Here is an 18,928-nt window from a genome sequence, read left to right as displayed (position 1 = left end):
AGTCCGCCCGGCGGTTCATGTCCGGCCGACGGCGTCCAGCCGGTGGTGTCCAGCCGGTGGTTCAGCTGAGCGGCTTGTCGAAGTTGAAGGCGAAGACCGCGAGCCGCTCGCGGAAGTAGAAGCGGTGGGCGTCGGTGCGATGGGTGCCGGAGTCCAGGTTCAGATGCCGGCAGCCGGCCTCACGGGCGATCCCTTCGAGGTACGTGAGGAGGTGGTGCCCCACGCCGGTGGAGCGGGCGTGCGCGGCGGTCACCAGGTCATCGACGTACAGCTTGCGTATCTGGCTGGTGTTGTCGATGATGCGCCATCCCGCCGCGCCCACGCATGTGCCCTCGGCGGTGTAGGCGGCGGAGAAGCGGAGTCCCTGCCCGTATCCCTTCTCGTACACCTCGCGGAACAGGTCCTCGGTCAGATGCGGCCGCAGCTCGATGAGGACGGGCAGCAGGTCGTTCACCAGGCGGGGGTCGCCCGGCTCCAGGTCGATGATCTTCATACCGACACCGTAGCGCAGCCCCCATCGTCGGACTAATGGAATAGAGTGACTTATCCATTAGTCGCAACGGAGGGGGAATCCATGCTGCTTGCCCATATCAGCGATCTGCATCTCGACGGCACCGAGCGGGCGACCGAACGGGCCGCACGCACGGTGGCGTATCTGAACTCCCTGAGCCGGCGGCCCGACGCCGTTCTGGTCACCGGCGACATCGCGGACCACGGCGCCCCGGCCGAGTACGCCGAGGCGGCCGAGCTGCTGGCCCGCCTCGACGCCCCCTTCTTCACCTGCCCCGGCAACCACGACAACCGCACCGCGTACCGCACGGCGCTCCTGGGAGAGGCGGGCGAGGCGAGCAAGGCAGGAGAGTCGGGCGAGGCGGGAGAGGCAGGCGGCGGACCGGCCGACGACAGCGCGCCGGCCATCAACCGCCTCCACCACGCGGGCGGTTACGCCCTGCTGCTCTGCGACTCGACGATTCCCGGCAAGGACGAGGGACTGTTCGACGACGAGACACTGGAGTGGCTGGCGCGCACGCTCGACGAGCTCGGCGACACCCCGGCGCTGCCCGCCTTCCACCACCCGCCGACGGTGATCCACCACCCCTACCTCGACTCGATCAATCTGACCAACGCCGAGCGGCTGGCAGAAGTGCTGGCAGGACGCACCAACGTCCCGGCCGTCCTGACCGGCCACGCCCACACACCCACCGCCACGACCTTCGCCGGGCGGCCGCTGCTGGTGGCGCCCGGAGTGGTCTCGACGCTGCGGCTGCCGTGGGAGAGCGGCGAGACGCTGACGGACCAGGTGGCCCCGCCGGGCGTCGCGTTCCACGTGCTGGGCGAGGGGGGCGGCCCGATCACGACGCACTTCCGCGTCGTGCCGTAACCACCCAGCCGCTCCACCGTCCCCCGCCCCCGTCCCGCCCAGCCGTTCCACCGCCACCACTCACCGCCACCACTCACCGCCACAACCACCGCAGGAAAGGGCCCGCTTGACCAGCGGGCCCTTTTCGCGGATATTTATCTGCGCCACACAGATTCTGCACAGCGAAGGAAACTTTCACATGACCGTCCTCGTCACCGGCAGCCGCGGCAAAGTCGGCTCCACCCTCATCACGCTCCTGCACGAGAAGGGAGTTGACGTCCGGGCGGCCTCCGCCGCCCCCGAAAAGCTCAGCCTCCCCGCGGGCGTGGCCACCGTGCGGTGCGCCCTCGACGACGCCGCGGACTTCCCGGCCGCCCTCGCCTCCGTCACTTCCGTCTTCCTCTACGCAGAGCCGTCACAGATCGGTGCCTTCCTCGAGCAGGCCGAGGCCGCGGGCGTCGAGCACATCGTGCTGCTCTCCTCCAGTTCGGTCCTGGACCCCGACGCCGCCGACAACCCGATCGCCGCCTCCCATCTCGCGGTCGAGCGGGCGCTGGCGGGCTCCGCCGTCGAGTCGACCGTCCTGCAGCCGGGCGCCTTCGCGAGCAACGCGTTCCAGTGGCGGGCGCAGGCGTCCCTGGGCGCGATCGACCTTCCCTACCCGGGCAGTTACGGCGATCCGATCCATGAGCAGGACATCGCGGAGGCCGCGCTCGCGGTCCTCACCCAGCCACGGCTGCGCGGGGCGACCTACCACCTGACCGGCCCCGAGTCGCTCACCTTCACCGAGCAGATCGCGTTCCTCGAGCGCGCCGCGGGCCGCCCCATCCCCTTCAACACCGTGACCCCGGAAGCCTGGAAGGAGTCCATGTCCGTGTACATACCGGGCTCCTTCGCCGACGGGCTGCTCAGCTACTGGGCCTCCACGGACGGTTCACCCACCCCCCTCACCCGTGCCGTCGAGGAACTGACCGGCCACCCGGCCCGCACCTTCGCCGAATGGGCGGCGGAGAACGCGGACGCCTTCCGGGCATGACCCCCGCCCCAGCCCGTATCGCAGGTGTCCGCGTGCCCACCCTCGCCCCCGCCCCGCCCCACCCACCCGCGAAAGCCGCTGGCTGGCGCGCACCGCCCGGTGACATGCTTGCGGCGTGAACGGACCGGAAATCTCCTTCAGCCTCGCCCCTGAACTGCGCCTCTTCGTCTCGCCGGAGCGCCGCAAAGGGCGTACGGCCGTGGTCACCGACGGCTCATCGACGCTCGGCCATGTCGTCGAGTCCCTCGGCATCCCGCTCACCGAGGCGGGCCGGCTGCTCGTCGACGGCCGCCAGGTCACCGTCTCCCACATCCCGCGCGCGGGCGAGAGCATCGAGGTCTGCGGCATCCAGCGGCCGCAGCAGGTCCCCGGCGCCCCGCTGCGCTTCCTGCTCGACGTCCACCTCGGCACGCTCGCGCGCCGGCTGCGGCTCCTGGGCGTCGATGCGGCGTACGAGAACGAGGACATCGGCGACCCGGCACTGGCCACGCTCTCGGCGAAGGAGCAGCGCGTACTGCTCTCCCGCGACCGGGGGCTGCTGCGGCGGCGGGAGATCTGGGCGGGGGCGTACGTCTACAGCGACCGGCCCGACGACCAACTCCGGGACGTACTCGCTCGGTTCGCCCCGGCACTCGCGCCATGGACCCGGTGCACGGCATGCAACGGCCGGCTGTCGGACGCCGACAAGGACTCGGTCCAGGACCATCTGGAGCAGGGCACGCAGCGCTCGTACGACGTCTTCGCGCAGTGCACGGCGTGCGAGCGCGTGTACTGGCGGGGCGCGCACCACGCCCGCCTGGAGGCGATCGTGGAGGACGCGCTGCGCGAGTTCGGCGGCGCCGCCGCCTAGCCTTCAGCGCCGGGGTGTCAGAGCCTGCCGCCGCGCAGCCGCTCGATCTGCGCGGCGCTGAGCTCCACGGTCCGCCGCATATGGGCCGTGAGCAGCGCGATCTCGTCGTCGTTGTACGCGTCGAACATCTCGTACCACGCGCCGTTCAGCTTCTGCCACAGCGCGCCGAACTCCGCCATCCGCTCGGGCACAAGGGTTACCAGCACCCGCCGCCGGTCCTCGGTGTCGCGCTCGCGCGTGATGTACCCCGCCCGCTCCAGCCGGTCCACGAGCCGCGTCGCCGACCCCGTGGTGAGCCCGGTCAGTTCGGCGATCCGCCCGGTGGTGACGGGCCCTCGCTCCAGCCCCAGAAGGTTGAGGCACTGCAGATCGGTGGGATGGAGATGCAGATGGTCGGCGAGTGCCTGGTTGAAGAGGGCGTACGAGGCCATGTAGCGGCGCGACGCGGTGGACAGCTCGTCCATCAGCCCGTTCCGCCCCGACGTGCTCTTCTGCGTCATGCAGAAATTGTACGGCGCAGGCGCGCAGGCGCTAGTCGACGATATGGCGCAGGTAGGCCTGCGGATCGGCGAGATACCGGCGCCAGTGGTCGACGACGCCCAGCTCCCCCCACTCCACCCGCCGCATGCCGTGCTCACCGACCTCGACGATGTCCGCGCCGGGCAGCGCGGTCAGCAGCGGGGAGTGCGTGGCGCAGATGACCTGTCCGCCCTTCTTCACCAACTGGTCGATATGGCCGATCAGTTCCAGGCAGGAGGAGAAGGAGAGTGCAGCCTCGGGCTCGTCCATCACATAGAGGCCTGCCTGCATGAACTTCCCCCGGAACGCCGCGAGAAAGCCTTCGCCATGGCTGACCGAATCCGGCGCGAAACCCTCCCGGTCCAGGGCGTCCAACGCAGTCTCCGCCCGCAGGAAGAAGCCCTTGCGCGCCGACCAGCTGGTGACCATCCGGCGCCCCCGGGGCGCCGCGTCGAAGCGGACACGCTCGCCGAGGACCGACTTGCCGCGGTGCGAGGCATACCGCCAGTCGTGGGAGCCGCCGTACGAGTCCAGCCCGAACCCCTCCGCCAGGGCCTCGACCAGGGTCGACTTCCCCGAGCCGTTCTCTCCGACGAGGAAGGTCACGGGCGCGGTGAAGCGCAGCCCCTCGTCGAGGAGCTGCCGGACGCACGGCACCGACCAGGGCCACTCGCCCTCGTCGTACGAGGAGAGATGGGCGTACGCACGTTCGACAATCATCCACCCAGTGTCGCCCACCCCTCTGACAGCCGCCCGGACACAGGCCTCCCCCTGAACGGCAGCCACTCAGAAGGCGTACGGGTCCCCGGTGTCCGGCGCCAGCACCCGGTGCGTGCTGTTCTCCGGGTTGCGGTCGGTCGCACCGCCGTTCCACAGCGTGTCGATCTTCACCACCGCTTCCTCCGGCAGGCCCACCGCCCTCAGGTCGAGCGCGATCCGCCGCCCGGCCCCACCCGCCCGCAGCACACCCGTCGAGCAGAGCACCTCCCGGTCCCCGCCCCACAGGCACCCGGCCGGCAACGCCTGAGCACCGGCCAACTGCACCGAGAACGCCAGCCGTACGGTCGCGTTCGAGAGATCGGCAGGACCATGGCTCTCGCTCGCAAGCAGGACCCCGAGCCGCCCACTCGCCAGCGAGACATGGCCGTGATGCGCCACATCCGCCTCCGGCGCGATCGCCCGGTCGCCCGCACCCGCACTCGCTCCCAGGCCGACCACCATGACCACCGCGGCGGACACCGCCCACAACGCCTTACGCTTCGGACACATAGTCCGAAGATACCGATACTTCGCGATTGTTACTGATTGTCCATCAGTTCCGGCGCGTCTCGGCTCCGGCGCGTCTCGGCTCGGGCACGTCTCGGCTCGGGCACGTCTCGGCTCGGGCACGTCTCGGCTCGGGCACGTCTCGGCTCGGGCACGTCTCGGCTCGGGCACGTCTCGGCTCGGGCACGTCTCGGCTCCGGCGCGTTCCCCGCTGCCTGCATGACACGCTGTTCCTCATGCTCGTCGCCCGTTCCGCCGCCCTCTTTCTCCTCGCCGCGCTCTTCGAGATCGGCGGCGCCTGGCTCGTCTGGCAGGGGCTCAGGGAACACCGCGGCTGGATCTGGATCGGCGCGGGCGTCATCGCCCTCGGCGCGTACGGATTCGTCGCCACGCTCCAGCCGGAAGGCGAGTTCGGCCGCATCCTCGCCGCGTACGGCGGAGTCTTCGTGGCGGGCTCGATCGCCTGGGGCATGGTCGCCGACGGCTACCGCCCCGACCGCTGGGACGTGATCGGCGCGCTGGTCTGCCTGGTGGGCATGGCCCTGATCATGTACGCCCCGCGCGCCCGCTGACGCCGCTCGCCGCAGCGGCGGCGCCCTATCCTGGCCGCATATCGATCACACGCGCGAGGAGTAACGAGACATGACCGACGCCGGCACCCCCATCGCCGTCATCACCGGAGCCAGCAGCGGCATCGGTGCGGCCACCGCACGGCAACTCGCGGCCGCCGGCTACCACGTCGTCCTCACCGCCCGCCGCAAGGACCGCGTCGAGGCGCTCGCCGCCGAGCTCACCGCCGCGGGCCGCCGGGCCACCGCGTACGCCCTCGATGTCACCGACCGCCCTGCGGTCGACACCTTCGCCGCGTCCCTCGACCGCTGCGACGTTCTCGTGAACAACGCAGGCGGCGCAATCGGCGCGGACCCCGTCGCCACCGGTGACCCCGCCGACTGGCGCCAGATGTACGAGGTCAACGTCCTCGGCACCCTCCACGCCACCCAGGCCCTGCTCCCGGCCCTCACCGCGAGCGGCGACGGCACGGTCGTGATCCTCTCCTCCACCGCCGGCCACGCCACCTACGAGGGCGGCGCCGGCTATGTCGCCGCCAAGAACGGCGCCCGCGTCCTCGCCGAGACCCTCCGTCTGGAGATCGTCGGCACCCCGGTCCGCGTGATCGAGGTCGCCCCCGGCATGGTCAGGACCGACGAGTTCGCCACCACCCGCTTCCGCGGCGACGAGGAGAAGGCCGCCAAGGTCTACGCGGGCGTGGCCGAGCCGCTCACCGCCGACGACGTGGCGGACACGATCACCTGGGCGGTCACCCGCCCGCCCCACGTCAACATCGACCTGCTGGTGGTCCGCCCCCGCGCCCAGGCCTCCAACTCCAAGGTCCACCGCGAGCTCTGAAACGAACGTGTGCTGTGCCCAGAACAAAGAACGGGCACAGCACACGTCGTCACGATCCCGACAGGGTCAGGAGCGCTTCAAGCCCTTCGGGAGAACGTTCCGGACACCGCCGGCAGCCATATCGCCCTTGAAGCCCTTCGCTCGCAGGGAACCCGGAACCGGTGTTGACAGCGCCGTCCAGCCTTCATCCCAGACGAAGCCACCGCCGTCCAGGTCACCGTGCGTCTGGTGCACGGTCCCAAACGTGGTCACCACCTTGACCCACGCGTCTTCCCCTTGAGACGAGATGGCGACGGCACAGACACTTTCGGGGTAACCCGGGTTGTCGCCGTTGCTGAGGTCCGTCCAGGTGGGGTTACCTCCTGGGGTCGACTCACCGGCGTACGCAATCCCACCGATGAGTGCGGCGCTGTACTCATCCGAGGTCGAGGGAGAGTACGAGTCGATGTCGATGCACGGCCCAGTGGCACCCGTAGCGCCGGTGGCACCTGTGGCCCCGGTCGGACCGGTGTCACCCGTGGCACCCGCCGGACCGGTGTCACCCGTAGGACCAGTGGGACCGGTGTCACCCGTAGGCCCGGTGTCGCCGGTAGCACCCGCGGGACCGGTGTCACCCGTAGGACCCGTAGGTCCGGTGTCACCCGTAGGCCCGGTGTCACCCGTGGCACCCGCCGGACCGGTGTCACCCGTAGGCCCGGTGTCGCCCTGCGGACCGGTGTCACCCGTAGGCCCGGTGTCACCGGTAGCACCCGCGGGACCGGTGTCACCCGTAGGCCCGGTATCGCCCGTGTCGCCCTGCGGACCGGTGTCACCCGTGGGCCCGGTATCGCCCGTGTCGCCCTGCGGACCGGTGTCACCCGTGGGCCCGGTATCGCCCGTGTCGCCCTGCGGACCGGTGTCACCCGTGGGACCCGTAGGCCCGGTGTCACCCGTGGGACCAGTGGGACCGGTGGGTCCCACCTTCTTGCACTTGTCGTCGTCCGCCCGTGTGAGCGGCGACTGACCTTCCGCGTGCCGCTGCAGCAGGCCATCCTCGTGCCGCTGACGCCGGCCTTCCTCGCGCTGCGGTCGGCCATCCTCGCGGGACGAGCTTTCCTCCTCCTGCGGTCGACCTTCCTCGCGGGACGAGCTTTCCTCCTCCTGCGGTCGACCTTCCTCGCGGGACGAGCCTTCCTCCTCCTGCGGCCGGCCATCCTCGCGGGACGAGCCTTCCTCCTCCTGCGGCCGGCCTTCCTCCTCCTGATCCGCCGACTCCCTGCACTCATCCCCGTCCGACGGGACTGCCACGCTCACGCCGGAGGGCCCCCGCATGCTCTGCGCCGCGCCAATACCGGGACTCGCTATCCCGGTAAGCACGAGAGCGAGCGAGGCTATGGCGCCGCCGGTGAGCCAAGCACGTCGTCTGGGAAGCGGGCCCAGAGATGACCTGGTCCTGTGTTCAGGACTCATTCACTGCTCCTTCTTCTTCAACCGGATCGAGTGACGCTCCGGATACGAGTTCGAACTTCTCTTGGGAACATCGGATCGCGGCTGCAACGCCTTGAGGGGCTGAATGACGTATCAACAGATTGGCCTACTAGCGATGCCCGAATGGGTGCGTGCGCAGCAGCGAACTCTGAATCAGCCGTCGGCGTGCCGTCATTGAGCGGCCGGGCCCGGTGCATAAGGTCGCCCGGACCGAACCACCGGAAATGGTGATGCCGTGAAGCCGTCAATCTGCCTATGCATGATCGTCAAGAACGAGGCGAAGGTCATCGAACGATGTCTCGCGTCCGTTCGTGACCTGGTGGACTACTGGGTGATCTCCGACACCGGCTCGACCGACGGCACTCAGCAGCTGATCCGTACGGCACTCGACGGCATCCCGGGCGAGCTTCGCGAAGAGCCCTGGGTCAACTTCGGCCACAACCGCTCCCTGAACATCGGCTACGCCCACGGCAAGGCCGACTACCTGCTCCTTCTCGACGCCGACCATGTGATCCGACGGGACGACCCCCTGCCCGATCTGACCGCCGAGTCGTACATGCTGCGGCACGAGGGCGCGACCGAGTACCGCATCAAACGCCTGGTCCGGGGTGACATCGCCTGGCGCTACGAGGGCGTCACCCACGAGTACCTCACCTCCGACGGGCACCACGCCCAGGAGAATCTCGACGCACTCGTCATCCAGGACTTCGCCGACGGCGGCTCACGACACGACAAGTTCGAGCGGGACGCGCGCCTGCTGAGCGCCGAGCACAAGCGCGACCCCGCCAATGCGCGCACGGTCTTCTACCTGGCACAGACCATGCGCGACATGGGCAGAACGAGCGAGGCGATCACCTACTACGAGCTCCGCGCGCGCATGGGCGGGTGGCCCGAAGAGGTGTACTACGCGCTGTTGCAGGTCGGGATCCTCAAGGCCGGCTCCGACGACGACTGGCCGGCCGCCATGGACGCCTTCTCACGCGCCTGGGAGTCGCGTCCGCGACGGCTCGAAGCCTGTTACGAACTGGCGTCACGGCTGCGCAGAATGGGCCGCCATCATTCCGCACACGCGATCCTCTGCGCCGGGCTCGACCAGGAGCAGCCGGACGACATTCTGTTCATCCAGCCGTGGGTGTACCGCTGGGGGCTGCTGTTCGAGTTCTCGATCACTGCCTACTGGGTCGGCGACCACGCCGGCTCCCTCCAGGCGTGCGACCGGCTGCTGGCGATGCCCGACGTGCCCGACGCCTATCGCAAGCAAACACTCAGTAACCGTGAATTCGCCGCGCAGCGCCTTGCCGCGATTCCCGAGCCGACCACCGGAGCCCAGACGGCCGAGACGCTGAGCGTCGGGCAGCCGCCACAAGGTTAGGCGTTCGACATGGCACTTCTCTCCCCTTCTTCGGCCCAGGACCGGACGCCACCCGCCGGGAGCGCCGACACGGTGCAGGCGCCGGGCGCACAGCAGGGCTTCAAGGGGGTGCTGCGCAGCGTATGGCTGTGGCCGGCGCTGGCCACCCTGGCGCTGACGATGTACCAGATCGGCCGTCCCCAGCTGTGGGAGGACGAGCTGAACAGCTGGGACATGGCTGCCCGCAGTACCGACCAGCTGTTGGCCGCGGTGCAGCGGGTGGACGCGGTGCTCGGTACGTACTACCTGTTCCTCCACGCGTGGATGGGGGTCTTCGGGGATTCCGCCACGGCCGTACGCATGCCTTCGGCACTGGCGATGGCCGGCACCGCCGCCTGTGTGGCGCTGATCGGGCAGCGGTTGTTCGGCCGCCGCGCCGGGCTGGCCGGCGGCCTGCTCTTCGCTCTCATTCCGGTGGTGAGCCGGTACGGCCACGAGGCCCGCCCCTACGCCCTGGTGGTCCTGGCGGTCGCCCTGTCCACCCTGTTGCTGCTCCGGGCCATGGACCGCCCCACCAGCTGGTGGCGCTGGACCGGCTACGCCGTGTGCGTGGGAGCCGTCGGCCTGCTGCACCTGGTGGCGCTGACCGCCCTGGCCGGGCATCTGGTCGCGGTGATCCTGCGGGCCCGGTCCGAGCGTCTGATCGCGTGGCGTTTCTGCCTCGCGGCCCTGACCGGCGTGGCCTGCGCTGCCCCGGTGGTCCTGCTGGGCAGGGAGCAGGCCGCCCGGCAGATCTCCTGGATCCCCCAGCCGGAGATGTGGAGCCTGCTCACCTTCTGGCCGCAGCTGTACGCCTCCGCCCTGGTGGCCGGGGCGGTGACGACGCTGGCCGTGCTGGCGTGGGGAGAGCGCCGCGACGCCGCCCTGTTCGCCACTGCGCTGGCGGTGCTGCCTCCATTGGCCCTCTGGACGGTCTCGCACGGAGACGTCTCGTACTTCTTCTACCGGTACCTGCTGTTCACCCTGCCCGCGTGGGCAGTACTGGCCGGCGCCGGTCTGACCGCTGTGCGATCCCGGGCGATGGTGGCGGCGGCGCTGGTGGTTCTCGGGCTGCTCACCCTGCCCGAGCAGCAGGTGCTGCGGAAGCCGTACGGGCACTTCTGGCAAGGCCTCGACTACCAGGGCGCGGCACGGACCATCCAGAAGTTCCACCGGCCCGGGGACGCAGTGGTCTACGACCGCGGGCCCGACTACTGGCGCATGCTCGACGTAGGTGTCCGCTTCTACCTTCCGGACGACCTCCAGCCGCGCGATGTCTTCCTGGCCGAGTCGGCCGCCGACCGGCACGACCTGTGGCCGTCGGAGTGCCAGGACCCGGCCGCCTGTGTGAAGGACGAGCAGCGGATCTGGCTGGTGGTGGGCGGCAGTGAAGGGGATCCGCTGGAGGCGCTGCCCGCCGCCCAGGCCGAGGCCTTGCGCTCGCGCTACACGGCGACCGGGACCGAGCGCCTGACCGGCCTGACGGTCGCGCTGCTGCAGCGCACCCGATAGGCCCCGGCGGCCTCTCCCACCGACCCGCAACACAGCGACACAACGACACAACGCTGAACGACGGAACGACGGAACGACGGAACGGCAGAACGCCCCGGACCACTCCCGGTCCGGGGCGGACGCGTCGATACGCCTCATCTTCCGGCACCGCTCCCGCGCGGCGCATGGAGAGACGCCACTGCGTCACGCCGGGCTACTGGCGTGGGCCCGCGTTTCTCAGAGGTGCTCGTTCCTGAGGGACGACCCTGGGGGACGAGAGCGGTGAGCTCTGCGTGCGCGCCCCCTTCTCTGCCTGCTCGTGGGACGAGCGCCGAGCGGAAGAGGGTGAGGCGGTGCGGTGGCGCGCGGCAGCCTGGCGAGGCGGCCTGGTCAAGGTGATCTGGCGGACCAGCTGCTGGAAGCAGGCAAGGGCCGCGAGGGAAGGGAGCGCAGCCGCTGCCGTGCCGGTGATCGTCCGCGGAGCCTGAGCCACACACAACAGGGTGGTGAGGGTGGAGAAAACAAGTACGACGAACCAGGAGTGCACGACACGGCGTTGATGGAGGGAAGCGCGCAGGATGGCGAGGGATGCAACCAACCAGGGTCCGTAGACCAGAAGCGGCCACCAACTGACCAGACCTTGGGCGATATGCGGTGCGGCGATGCGCCGGAGGGGGTCCAGGGCAACCATGCCTCCGAACACACTGACCATGGAGACGATGACAGCGCCCAGCGCGGCAAGAAAGATGCTCGTCGTCTGCATCAGAGTGACCCCGGCCTTCGGCGCGCGGGCCTGCCGCCGGTGGCCGCGATACACGGGCGGCGGTGCCACAGGGGCGGTGGTTCGGTTCGACCGTGCGAGTGTGTCGTCGTCCGGGTCGGCAGCGACGGTGCCGAATTCATGTCCTTCAGCGGTCTGCAGCAGTTGCTGCAGTTCCAGTGCCGGATCCCACGACTCGTCAAGGGCCGACGGGGCCAGGGGTGCGATCGTCTGATAACCACCCAGCGAGTCCTCGGGGGAGGAGAGATACGGGTCCCCCCACGCGGCACGGCCGGTCAAGTCGGGGTGTCCAGCCGCTGGAACGTACGAGCCGTACTCGTCATACATGGACGCTTTGCCCCGTCCGTTCGTCACCGTGCGTGGCGTACGACGGGTGCCCTGCGCTCGACCGCCGGTAGAACTCGGCCTCGATCTGGTTGATCACCGTCAGAAAATCCGCCAGCGTCGAGGAGGAGTACTTCAGCTCGATTCGCTGGTCCTTATAGTGGAGCGTCGCGTTTCCCCCCTGTGCGCACTCCGCCGAGGCGGGGGAAAAGGCCCAATTTCCCAGCCAAGCCGCGTGAGTGCCGGCCATGCGCCATGCGGGAACCGCGGGTGGGGACTGTGTTTTCGTCACTCCCCCACAACGACTCCGACATTAACCCTGGTGCGCGGCAACCGGGTGTATTTTGCGCTGCAAGAGCGATTTACTCAATATGCCATCGGCGGCTCGTATGACGAACTGCGCACCCCTCCGCGGATACCGAAGTCGGACAAGAAGACCGGGCGTTCCGCCGTGTCGATCCAGCTCACCCGAACACCGGAAAATCGCTTTTCCGGACTGCCGCCACGACGATCTCGTCCGGCCGGACGGAATCGAAGAGCCGGCTGTGCCGGGTGCGGGCGACCGACATGCCCTCCGGGGCAGGGTGTGGAACGGTGGGAAGGGCTGGGAGCAGTGCCCGGAAGGGGGGCCAGATGCCCCAGCGGGCCGCTCCGTCCAGGAGGTGGAGTCATGCCCGACCAGGTCAGTTGGAGCCCCCCGGAGGAACGGGCCGCGCGGGGACGGGCCGCGCGGGCTCGTGCGCCGCGCTCCTCTCACGCGGAGTACGAGCCCTCGGCGATGCGGCCGGACCCCGTGGACATCATCGGGGCACAGTCGGCCGCCCGGTTGCCGGAGCTGGTGCCCATCCGCTACGGCCGGATGCTGGAGTCCCCCTTCCGCTTCTACCGCGGCGCCGCTGCCATCATGGCCGGCGATCTGGCCGACACCCCCCGCACAGGAATGACCGCGCAGCTGTGCGGGGACGCGCATCTGCTGAACTTCCGGCTGCTCGCCTCGCCCGAGCGGAAACTGGTCTTCGACATCAACGACTTCGACGAGACCCTGCCCGGCCCGTGGGAGTGGGACGTCAAGAGGCTGGCCGCCAGCCTGGCCATCGCCGGACGCGAGAACGGCTACACGGACGGCGAACGGGCCTCCGTCGTACGCGCCACCGTGCGGTCGTACCGCGAAGAGATGCGCCGCTTCGCCGGCCTGGGCAACCTCGCCGTCTGGTACACCCAGGCCGACAGGGACATGGTGCAGAGCCTGGCGGACCAGAAGCTGAGCGCGCGGGGCCGTCAGCGCACCCAGCGGGCCATGGCGAAGGCCCGCACCCGCGACGGCCTCCAGGCCTTCGAGAAACTCACGCGGGTGGTCGACGGCCGGCGCAGGATCGCCCCCGACCCGCCACTGATCGTGCCGCTCCAGGACCTGCTGCCGGGCGTCGAGCGCGAGTCGCTGGAGGCACAGCTCCGCGAGCTGATCGAGCGGTACGGCCGCACCCTGCCGTCCGACCGCCGCCACCTGCTCCGGCAGTACCGGATCGTCGACATGGCTCGCAAGGTCGTCGGAGTGGGCAGCGTCGGCACACGCTGCTGGATCATTCTGCTGCTCGGCAGGGACGACCAGGATCCGCTACTGCTGCAAGCCAAGGAAGCCGACCGGTCGGTGCTGGCCGAGTACGTGGGGAAGAGCGCCTACGACAACCAGGGGGAACGGGTCGTCTCCGGGCAGCGCCTGATGCAGGCCGCAAGCGACATCTTCCTCGGCTGGGAACGTGTCACCGGTATCGACGGACGCCAACGCGACTTCTACGTCCGCCAGTTGCGGGACTGGAAAGGCATCGCCGAACCCCAGCTCATGGACCCCCGGGGCATGCGCGTCTTCGGCGAACTCTGCGGCTCCACTCTCGCCCGCGCCCACGCCCGCTCCGGAGACCGCATCGAGATCGCCGCCTACCTCGGCCGCGGCGATGCCTTCGACCGCGCACTCACCGTCTTCGCCGAACGCTACGCCGACCAGAACGAACGCGACCACCAGGCCCTCACCGACGCCGTACGCACCGGCCGGGTCGCCGCCGAGGCCGCCTGATCCGCCGCAGCTCCAAGCGCAGGTTCACTGACGGGCCATGCGAAAACGCATCTCGCTGTCCACGTCGACGATGAGTTCGCCCGACAGGTCGACGGTCACGCTGTGGAGCGAGCCGCTGAAGCGGAGCGGTGCCTGGTAGCCGGGTGCGACCGGCCTGCCGTGGTGGGCGCCGCGCGGCGGCGGAGCTGACGGAAGCCGCCGGGCGGGAGTTCGCCGACCCGGTCCGCCGTGCCACGGCACTGACGGCCGTCCGGCAGGGCATCGGCGGGCACCGCCCTGACGCGCCGCCGTCCCACTGGGCGCCCACACGCCCACACTGCTGTTCACCCTTACGGTCGCCGAGCGCTCGCGCACGGCCGCGCTCCGGGGTCTGCTGGCATCGAACCCACAGCTACACGGGAGGTCGCGCCATGCCGGACGACGGATCAGCGGGCCCCGGCGGGGAACGTTCCGAAGCTTCGAGCGCCGACGGCGAACGCCCCCAGCTGGAGCAGCTACGGGCACGCATCGCCGCGCTGGAGACGGGCAAAAAGGCCCGGGCTCCCCATCACCGGTGGCGGGCCTTCTTCTCCGCGCTGCTCATCGTCATCGGCTGCATCCTCGCCCCGCTGGCCGGTGTCGCCGCCTGGACGGCGGACGAGGTGGGCAACACGGACCGCTACGTCAACACGGTCGCCCCGCTCGCCTCCGACCCCGACATCCAGAACGCCGCCGCGAACCGGGTCACCAACGCGGTGATGGAACACATCGACCTGTCGGCCCTGCTGGAGGACGTGGCACCCGCGGACCGCCCGCGCCTGGAGAAGGTGCTCGGCAAACTCGGCAACTCGCTGGAGAACGCCGTCCGCAGCTTCGTCCACGACAAGTCGGAGGAGATCATCGCCTCCGAGACCTTCAGCAACATCTGGATCCAGGCCAACCGCCGGATCCACGCAGCCGTCGAAAAGGCCCTGACAGGCAGCGGCGGCGGCGCCGTGAAGATCAACAACGACTCGGTGACCGTCGATCTCGGCCCGGTCGTCGACCAGGTCAAACAGCGCCTTGTCGACGACGGAATGACGGTGGCCGCAAAAATCCCCGAAGTGCACACCGACTTCACGGTGCTGCGCGCCGACAACATCGGCAAGGTCAAGACGTACTTCCGGATCCTGCAGATCGCCGGGTTCTGGCTGCCCGTGCTGTCCGTGGTGCTCATCGCCGCCGGCGTCCTGCTGTCCGCGCACCGCCGACGCGTTCTCGTGGTCGCCGCGCTCGCCTTCGCCTTCGCCATGCTGCTGCTCGGCGGGGGCCTGACCGTCTTCCGCGTGGTGTACCTGAACGAGCTGCCCGACAGCGTGTCGCAGCCCGCGGCCGAGTCCGTCTACGACACGCTCACGCGCTACCTGCGCACCACGGTCCGCATGACGGTGACGCTCGGCGTGGTCATCGCCCTGGCGGCTTGGCTGAGCGGTCCCGGCCGCCCGGCGAAGTTCGTACGGCAGTCGTGGCACTCCGGCATCGGCGCCGTCCGTTCCACCGCCGACCGCGCGGGTATGCGCACCGGTCCGGTCGGACCGTTCATCCGGCGCCACCGCAAGTGGATCACCTGGGTCCTGGTCGTCCTGGCCGTATTGGCGTTCATCCTGTGGAGCTACCCGACAGCCTGGGTCATCGTCGGCATCGCACTGGTCTGGCTCCTGGTGATGGCACTGGTGGAGTTCCTCGCGGACAGCGGGGAGGGCGAACACGCACCGGCGGCCGGCGTTCCGCCGGGGTCGTGAGCGGGTCGGCGTTGCATGGCCGTACTCACCCACGGCGCCGCCCCTGCGGCTTCGTCGGTCACCTTTCGGTCAAAGGGTCGCGTCTCCGGGCTCGGTCTCCAGCGCCTGGCGGTCGAATTTCAGCATGACGAGGAAGAACAGCCCGCCCGCGAGGAGCAAGCCGACCACGATCACCACGGAGACGAGCGCCTCCCGGGGCGTCACCAGCACAAACAGCGCGATGAGCGTCCACACCAGCGCGCAGATCGCGACCGGCAGTTCGAAGCGCCCGAGGTCGAACGCGCCCTTCTTGCGATCCAGCCGTCCGCGCACTGCCAGGTAGAGGACGATCGTCGAGCCGTAGCTGATCGCCGGGAGGATCGTCGATGCCGTGATCAGCTCCAGCAGTGCGGCCCCCGGCAGCGCGACCATCAGGACGGCTCCCAGGACGAAGATCAGGATCGTCGCCGGGATCGGTGTCCGGGTACGCGGGTTGACCCGCCTCATCAGCTGGTGGGCAGGGAAGCGCGAGTCGCGCGACATCGCGAAGACAAGCCGCGCGCACGCGACCATCACCACGATCCCGGCGCCGAAGAACGCGATCGTGATCGCGACCAGCAGCACCCTCTCCATCACCGAACCGAGGTGAACACGCATGATCGCCGCGACCGGTGACCCGTCGGCGCTGATCCGGGGGACATCGTCGATCGCGATGGTGAGCGTGATCAGAAACAGCATTCCCAGGAGCCCGGCCGCCACGACCGATCCCACGATCGCGCGCGGAACGGTGCGGAAGGGATCCTTGGCCTCCTCGGCCAGGTTCGCCGCGGAGTCGAAGCCGACGAGGGTGGCGAGACCCATGATCATCGCGAGCATCAACCCGCCGCCGACAGCGAAGTAGTCGGGGGCGTTCTCGGTGACACCACGCGAGGTGAGGTTGCCGGCTGCACCGTCGCCCGTGACCACCACAGCGATGATGAGCGCGATCGCCACCACCACGACGAGCGCCAGTTCGAGCCCCACCGCCGCCATGTTGATCATGCTGACGATGCGCGTGGACGCCACGGCGAGCACGGTCTGGATGAACAGCACCACAAGGGTGATCAGACGCGCAGTGCCCTCGTCCGGCGCGATGTCGAAGAGTGGCATGAACGCCTGGCTCGCCAGCGCATTGTCGACCGCCACCACGCCGATAGCCAGGTAGCAGAAGGCCAGCCAGCCGAACCCCCAGCCGATCTTCGGGTTGGCCAGCCGCGAGGCCCATTGGTAGGAGGAGCCACTCAGCGGGATGCGGGCCGCGAACTGCGCCACCACCAACGCCACCAGGGTCTGCCCCACCGCCGCGATCACCCAGAGCCAGATCCCGACCGGCCCCGCGGTCAGCAGCACTTCGTCGAACGTCGCGAAGATGCCGACCGCCACCGAGATGAAAGCGAACGAGATCGCGAACACCTGGAAGGAGCCGAGCGTCCGTTTCAGCTCCTGCTGGTAGCCCCCGAGCTCGACGGAAGTATCGCTGTCCTGTGCACCCGTCGAAGCTTTCGCCACCTCAGCCACCGCACCTTCCATCGAGGCCGTCGACCGCCCACACTCATGTGGAATTCACGACCAGCGCCACATCCTCATCGACCGCGTGGCGTTTTTCCGGATACGACACGGTTGCGAGATTTATGCACCTGCGAGATCGGTCCGCACGAAGCCCTACGGAACCCGGCCGCGACATGCTGCTGCTCTGTCCTGGTCGCACCACCGCCTGCATGCGATTGGTTCATGGACTCAACTGTGGGCCGTGAACTTCTTGCGCCAGGCCAGAGAGACATAGACGAGAGCGACCAGAACCGGGACCTCGATCAACGGTCCGACGACACCAGAAAGCGCTTGGCCCGAGGTGACGCCGAAGGTGGCGATCGCGACCGCGATGGCCAGTTCGAAGTTGTTGCCCGCGGCTGTGAAGGCGAGTGTGGCGGTGCGGTCGTAGTTCAGGCCGATGGCCTTGCCGAGGGCGAAGGTGCCGAACCATGTGAGAGCGAAGTAGACGAGCAGCGGCAGCGCGATGCGGGCCACATCCAGTGGCTGCGAGGTGATCGTCTTCCCCTGCAGGGCGAAGAGGATGACGATCGTGAACAGCAGGCCGTAAAGCGCCCAAGGCCCGATCCTCGGCAGGAACTTCGCCTCGTAGGACTCGCGCCCCATCTTCTTCTCGCCCAAACGGCGGGTCAGGAAGCCTGCCAGCAGCGGGACGCCTAGGAAGATGACGACGTTCAGCGCGATCTTCCACATGGAGATGTCGATCTTCTCACCGTCGCCGAGACCGAGCCAGCCGGGCAGCAGATCGAGGTAGAGCCAGCCCAGCAGACCGAACGCAATGACCTGGAACACCGAGTTGAGCGCAACCAGCAGAGCAGCGGCTTCACGGTCGCCGCATGCCAGGTCGTTCCAGATGATGACCATGGCGATGCAGCGGGCAAGGCCGACGATGATCAGGCCGGTGCGGTACTCGGGCAGATCCGCCAGGAAGATCCACGCCAGCGCGAACATGATGGCCGGGCCGAGCACCCAGTTGATGACCAGCGACGACACCATCAGCTTCTTGTCGCCGGTGACGGCGTCGAGCTTGTCGTAGCGGACCTTCGCCAGAACCGGATACATCATGACCAGCAAACCGACCGCGATGGGCAGCGAGATACCGCCGATCTCCACCTTCGCCAGAGCGTCGTTGAGACCGGGCACGAGTCGACCGAGTCCGAGCCCGAGGCCCATCGCGAGGACGATCCACACGGCGAGAAACCGGTCGAGGGTGGACAGTTTGGCCACGACCGAGGCCTCCTCGCCGCTCTGCGGAGGTGCGGCGGTGGTCGGTTCAGTGGGGGTCACGGACAGGCCCTCTTGTTCTCGGCAGCACTGCGGGCGGACTCAGCCAGGGCGGTGAACTGGCCTGCGAGGTGGGCGATGACGTCCGGGCGGAGTTTGTAGTACGTGAAGCGCCCGCACGGTTCGGTGTCCACCACCCCTGCCTCGCGCAGGACGCGCAGGTGGTTGGAGAGGTTCGTCTGCCGCGCGCCGGTCTCCTCGACCAGGTGCGTGGTGCAGAGCGTCTCGCGGGCGAGCAGGGTAACGATCTGAAGCCTGAGCGGGTCGGCCAGCACCCGGATCAGGTCAGTGTCGACTGACGTCATCATGAACTGATACTTTCACATCAGTGGTGACTGACACCACCGGGTACTGAT

The 18,928-nt window shown here is 69.0% G+C and carries 17 protein-coding genes; 9 read left to right on the top strand and 8 right to left on the bottom strand.

Annotation, left to right across the window (positions count from 1 at the left end):
* Nucleotides 1–61 precede the first annotated feature (61 nt).
* The gene (locus tag OG883_RS01310; protein ID WP_266533736.1) at nt 62–493 is read right to left on the bottom strand and encodes a GNAT family N-acetyltransferase; all 432 of its coding nucleotides are present in this window, start codon (nt 491–493) and stop codon (nt 62–64) included.
* An 81-nt stretch (nt 494–574) separates the two neighbouring features.
* Here OG883_RS01310 and OG883_RS01305 point away from each other — a divergent pair, with 81 nt between their 5' ends.
* From OG883_RS01305 to OG883_RS01295, 3 genes are all read left to right on the top strand, one after another.
* Nucleotides 575–1,381 (top strand): metallophosphoesterase, encoded by an 807-nt coding sequence (locus tag OG883_RS01305; RefSeq protein ID WP_266533733.1) that lies wholly within the window; start codon nt 575–577, stop codon nt 1,379–1,381.
* 178 nt (nt 1,382–1,559) lie between these two features.
* Nucleotides 1,560–2,396, top strand: coding sequence for an NAD(P)H-binding protein (locus OG883_RS01300; RefSeq protein WP_266533730.1), 837 nt, complete (start codon nt 1,560–1,562; stop codon nt 2,394–2,396).
* 115 nt (nt 2,397–2,511) lie between these two features.
* Nucleotides 2,512–3,246, top strand: a complete 735-nt coding sequence (locus OG883_RS01295) for a Mut7-C RNAse domain-containing protein (RefSeq protein ID WP_266533727.1) — start codon at nt 2,512–2,514, stop codon at nt 3,244–3,246.
* Nucleotides 3,247–3,263: 17 nt separating this feature from the next.
* Here the strand turns inward: OG883_RS01295 and OG883_RS01290 are convergent, their stop codons facing one another.
* From OG883_RS01290 to OG883_RS01280, 3 genes are all read right to left on the bottom strand, one after another.
* Nucleotides 3,264–3,746, bottom strand: coding sequence for a MarR family winged helix-turn-helix transcriptional regulator (locus OG883_RS01290; RefSeq protein WP_266533724.1), 483 nt, complete (start codon nt 3,744–3,746; stop codon nt 3,264–3,266).
* 31 nt (nt 3,747–3,777) lie between these two features.
* Complete coding sequence (locus OG883_RS01285; RefSeq protein ID WP_266533721.1) at nt 3,778–4,485, bottom strand: AAA family ATPase; 708 nt, start codon at nt 4,483–4,485, stop codon at nt 3,778–3,780.
* A 66-nt stretch (nt 4,486–4,551) separates the two neighbouring features.
* Complete coding sequence (locus tag OG883_RS01280; protein ID WP_266533718.1) at nt 4,552–5,034, bottom strand: hypothetical protein; 483 nt, start codon at nt 5,032–5,034, stop codon at nt 4,552–4,554.
* A 233-nt stretch (nt 5,035–5,267) separates the two neighbouring features.
* Between OG883_RS01280 and OG883_RS01275 the strand changes: the two genes are divergently transcribed.
* From OG883_RS01275 to OG883_RS01260, 4 genes are all read left to right on the top strand, one after another.
* Nucleotides 5,268–5,603 (top strand): YnfA family protein, encoded by a 336-nt coding sequence (locus OG883_RS01275; protein WP_266533715.1) that lies wholly within the window; start codon nt 5,268–5,270, stop codon nt 5,601–5,603.
* 70 nt (nt 5,604–5,673) lie between these two features.
* Complete coding sequence (locus tag OG883_RS01270) at nt 5,674–6,438, top strand: SDR family NAD(P)-dependent oxidoreductase (protein WP_266533712.1); 765 nt, start codon at nt 5,674–5,676, stop codon at nt 6,436–6,438.
* 1,726 nt (nt 6,439–8,164) lie between these two features.
* The gene (locus OG883_RS01265) at nt 8,165–9,277 is read left to right on the top strand and encodes a glycosyltransferase (RefSeq protein WP_266533709.1); all 1,113 of its coding nucleotides are present in this window, start codon (nt 8,165–8,167) and stop codon (nt 9,275–9,277) included.
* Nucleotides 9,278–9,286: 9 nt separating this feature from the next.
* A complete protein-coding gene (locus OG883_RS01260; RefSeq protein WP_266533706.1) occupies nt 9,287–10,807 on the top strand; it encodes a glycosyltransferase family 39 protein in 1,521 nt (506 codons plus the stop codon).
* Between the two features lie 193 nt (nt 10,808–11,000).
* Here the strand turns inward: OG883_RS01260 and OG883_RS01255 are convergent, their stop codons facing one another.
* The gene (locus OG883_RS01255; RefSeq protein WP_266533703.1) at nt 11,001–11,846 is read right to left on the bottom strand and encodes a DUF2637 domain-containing protein; all 846 of its coding nucleotides are present in this window, start codon (nt 11,844–11,846) and stop codon (nt 11,001–11,003) included.
* Nucleotides 11,847–12,561: 715 nt separating this feature from the next.
* Here OG883_RS01255 and OG883_RS01250 point away from each other — a divergent pair.
* Together OG883_RS01250 and OG883_RS01245 are read left to right on the top strand one after the other, a co-directional pair.
* Nucleotides 12,562–13,962: a DUF2252 domain-containing protein gene (locus tag OG883_RS01250; protein ID WP_266533701.1), complete on the top strand. Its 1,401-nt coding sequence runs from the start codon at nt 12,562–12,564 to the stop codon at nt 13,960–13,962.
* A 410-nt stretch (nt 13,963–14,372) separates the two neighbouring features.
* Nucleotides 14,373–15,722 carry a hypothetical protein gene (locus tag OG883_RS01245; RefSeq protein ID WP_266533698.1) on the top strand — a complete coding sequence of 450 codons (1,350 nt, stop codon included), beginning with the start codon at nt 14,373–14,375 and terminating at the stop codon, nt 15,720–15,722.
* Between the two features lie 69 nt (nt 15,723–15,791).
* Here OG883_RS01245 and OG883_RS01240 read toward each other — a convergent pair whose 3' ends face one another.
* The 3 genes from OG883_RS01240 to OG883_RS01230 form a co-directional block, all read right to left on the bottom strand.
* Nucleotides 15,792–17,270, bottom strand: coding sequence for an APC family permease (locus tag OG883_RS01240; RefSeq protein WP_266533696.1), 1,479 nt, complete (start codon nt 17,268–17,270; stop codon nt 15,792–15,794).
* A 207-nt stretch (nt 17,271–17,477) separates the two neighbouring features.
* Entirely contained in the window at nt 17,478–18,581 is a 1,104-nt protein-coding gene (arsB, locus tag OG883_RS01235; RefSeq protein WP_323180917.1) for an ACR3 family arsenite efflux transporter, read from the bottom strand.
* Nucleotides 18,572–18,880 (bottom strand): helix-turn-helix transcriptional regulator, encoded by a 309-nt coding sequence (locus OG883_RS01230; RefSeq protein WP_266533693.1) that lies wholly within the window; start codon nt 18,878–18,880, stop codon nt 18,572–18,574. The genes arsB and OG883_RS01230 overlap by 10 nt, the downstream gene beginning before the upstream one ends.
* Nucleotides 18,881–18,928 lie beyond the last annotated feature (48 nt).

The organism is Streptomyces sp. NBC_01142, assembly GCF_026341125.1.
Lineage (GTDB): Bacteria > Actinomycetota > Actinomycetes > Streptomycetales > Streptomycetaceae > Streptomyces.
Note: the sequence above shows the minus strand (reverse complement) of the source record. Positions and strands in the feature narration are given on the sequence as shown.

Bases quoted from the DNA above. Each gene is read 5' to 3' on its own strand.
- OG883_RS01310 (WP_266533736.1), bottom strand. From the start codon at position 493: ATGAAGATCATCGACCTGGAGCCGGGCGACCCCCGCCTGGTGAACGAC.
- OG883_RS01305 (WP_266533733.1), top strand. From the start codon at position 575: ATGCTGCTTGCCCATATCAGCGATCTGCATCTCGACGGCACCGAGCGG.
- OG883_RS01300 (WP_266533730.1), top strand. From the start codon at position 1,560: ATGACCGTCCTCGTCACCGGCAGCCGCGGCAAAGTCGGCTCCACCCTC.
- OG883_RS01290 (WP_266533724.1), bottom strand. From the start codon at position 3,746: ATGACGCAGAAGAGCACGTCGGGGCGGAACGGGCTGATGGACGAGCTG.
- OG883_RS01285 (WP_266533721.1), bottom strand. From the start codon at position 4,485: ATGATTGTCGAACGTGCGTACGCCCATCTCTCCTCGTACGACGAGGGC.
- OG883_RS01280 (WP_266533718.1), bottom strand. From the start codon at position 5,034: ATGTGTCCGAAGCGTAAGGCGTTGTGGGCGGTGTCCGCCGCGGTGGTC.
- OG883_RS01275 (WP_266533715.1), top strand. From the start codon at position 5,268: ATGCTCGTCGCCCGTTCCGCCGCCCTCTTTCTCCTCGCCGCGCTCTTC.
- OG883_RS01270 (WP_266533712.1), top strand. From the start codon at position 5,674: ATGACCGACGCCGGCACCCCCATCGCCGTCATCACCGGAGCCAGCAGC.
- OG883_RS01265 (WP_266533709.1), top strand. From the start codon at position 8,165: ATGATCGTCAAGAACGAGGCGAAGGTCATCGAACGATGTCTCGCGTCC.
- OG883_RS01260 (WP_266533706.1), top strand. From the start codon at position 9,287: ATGGCACTTCTCTCCCCTTCTTCGGCCCAGGACCGGACGCCACCCGCC.
- OG883_RS01250 (WP_266533701.1), top strand. From the start codon at position 12,562: ATGCCCGACCAGGTCAGTTGGAGCCCCCCGGAGGAACGGGCCGCGCGG.
- OG883_RS01245 (WP_266533698.1), top strand. From the start codon at position 14,373: ATGCCGGACGACGGATCAGCGGGCCCCGGCGGGGAACGTTCCGAAGCT.
- OG883_RS01240 (WP_266533696.1), bottom strand. From the start codon at position 17,270: ATGGAAGGTGCGGTGGCTGAGGTGGCGAAAGCTTCGACGGGTGCACAG.
- OG883_RS01230 (WP_266533693.1), bottom strand. From the start codon at position 18,880: ATGATGACGTCAGTCGACACTGACCTGATCCGGGTGCTGGCCGACCCG.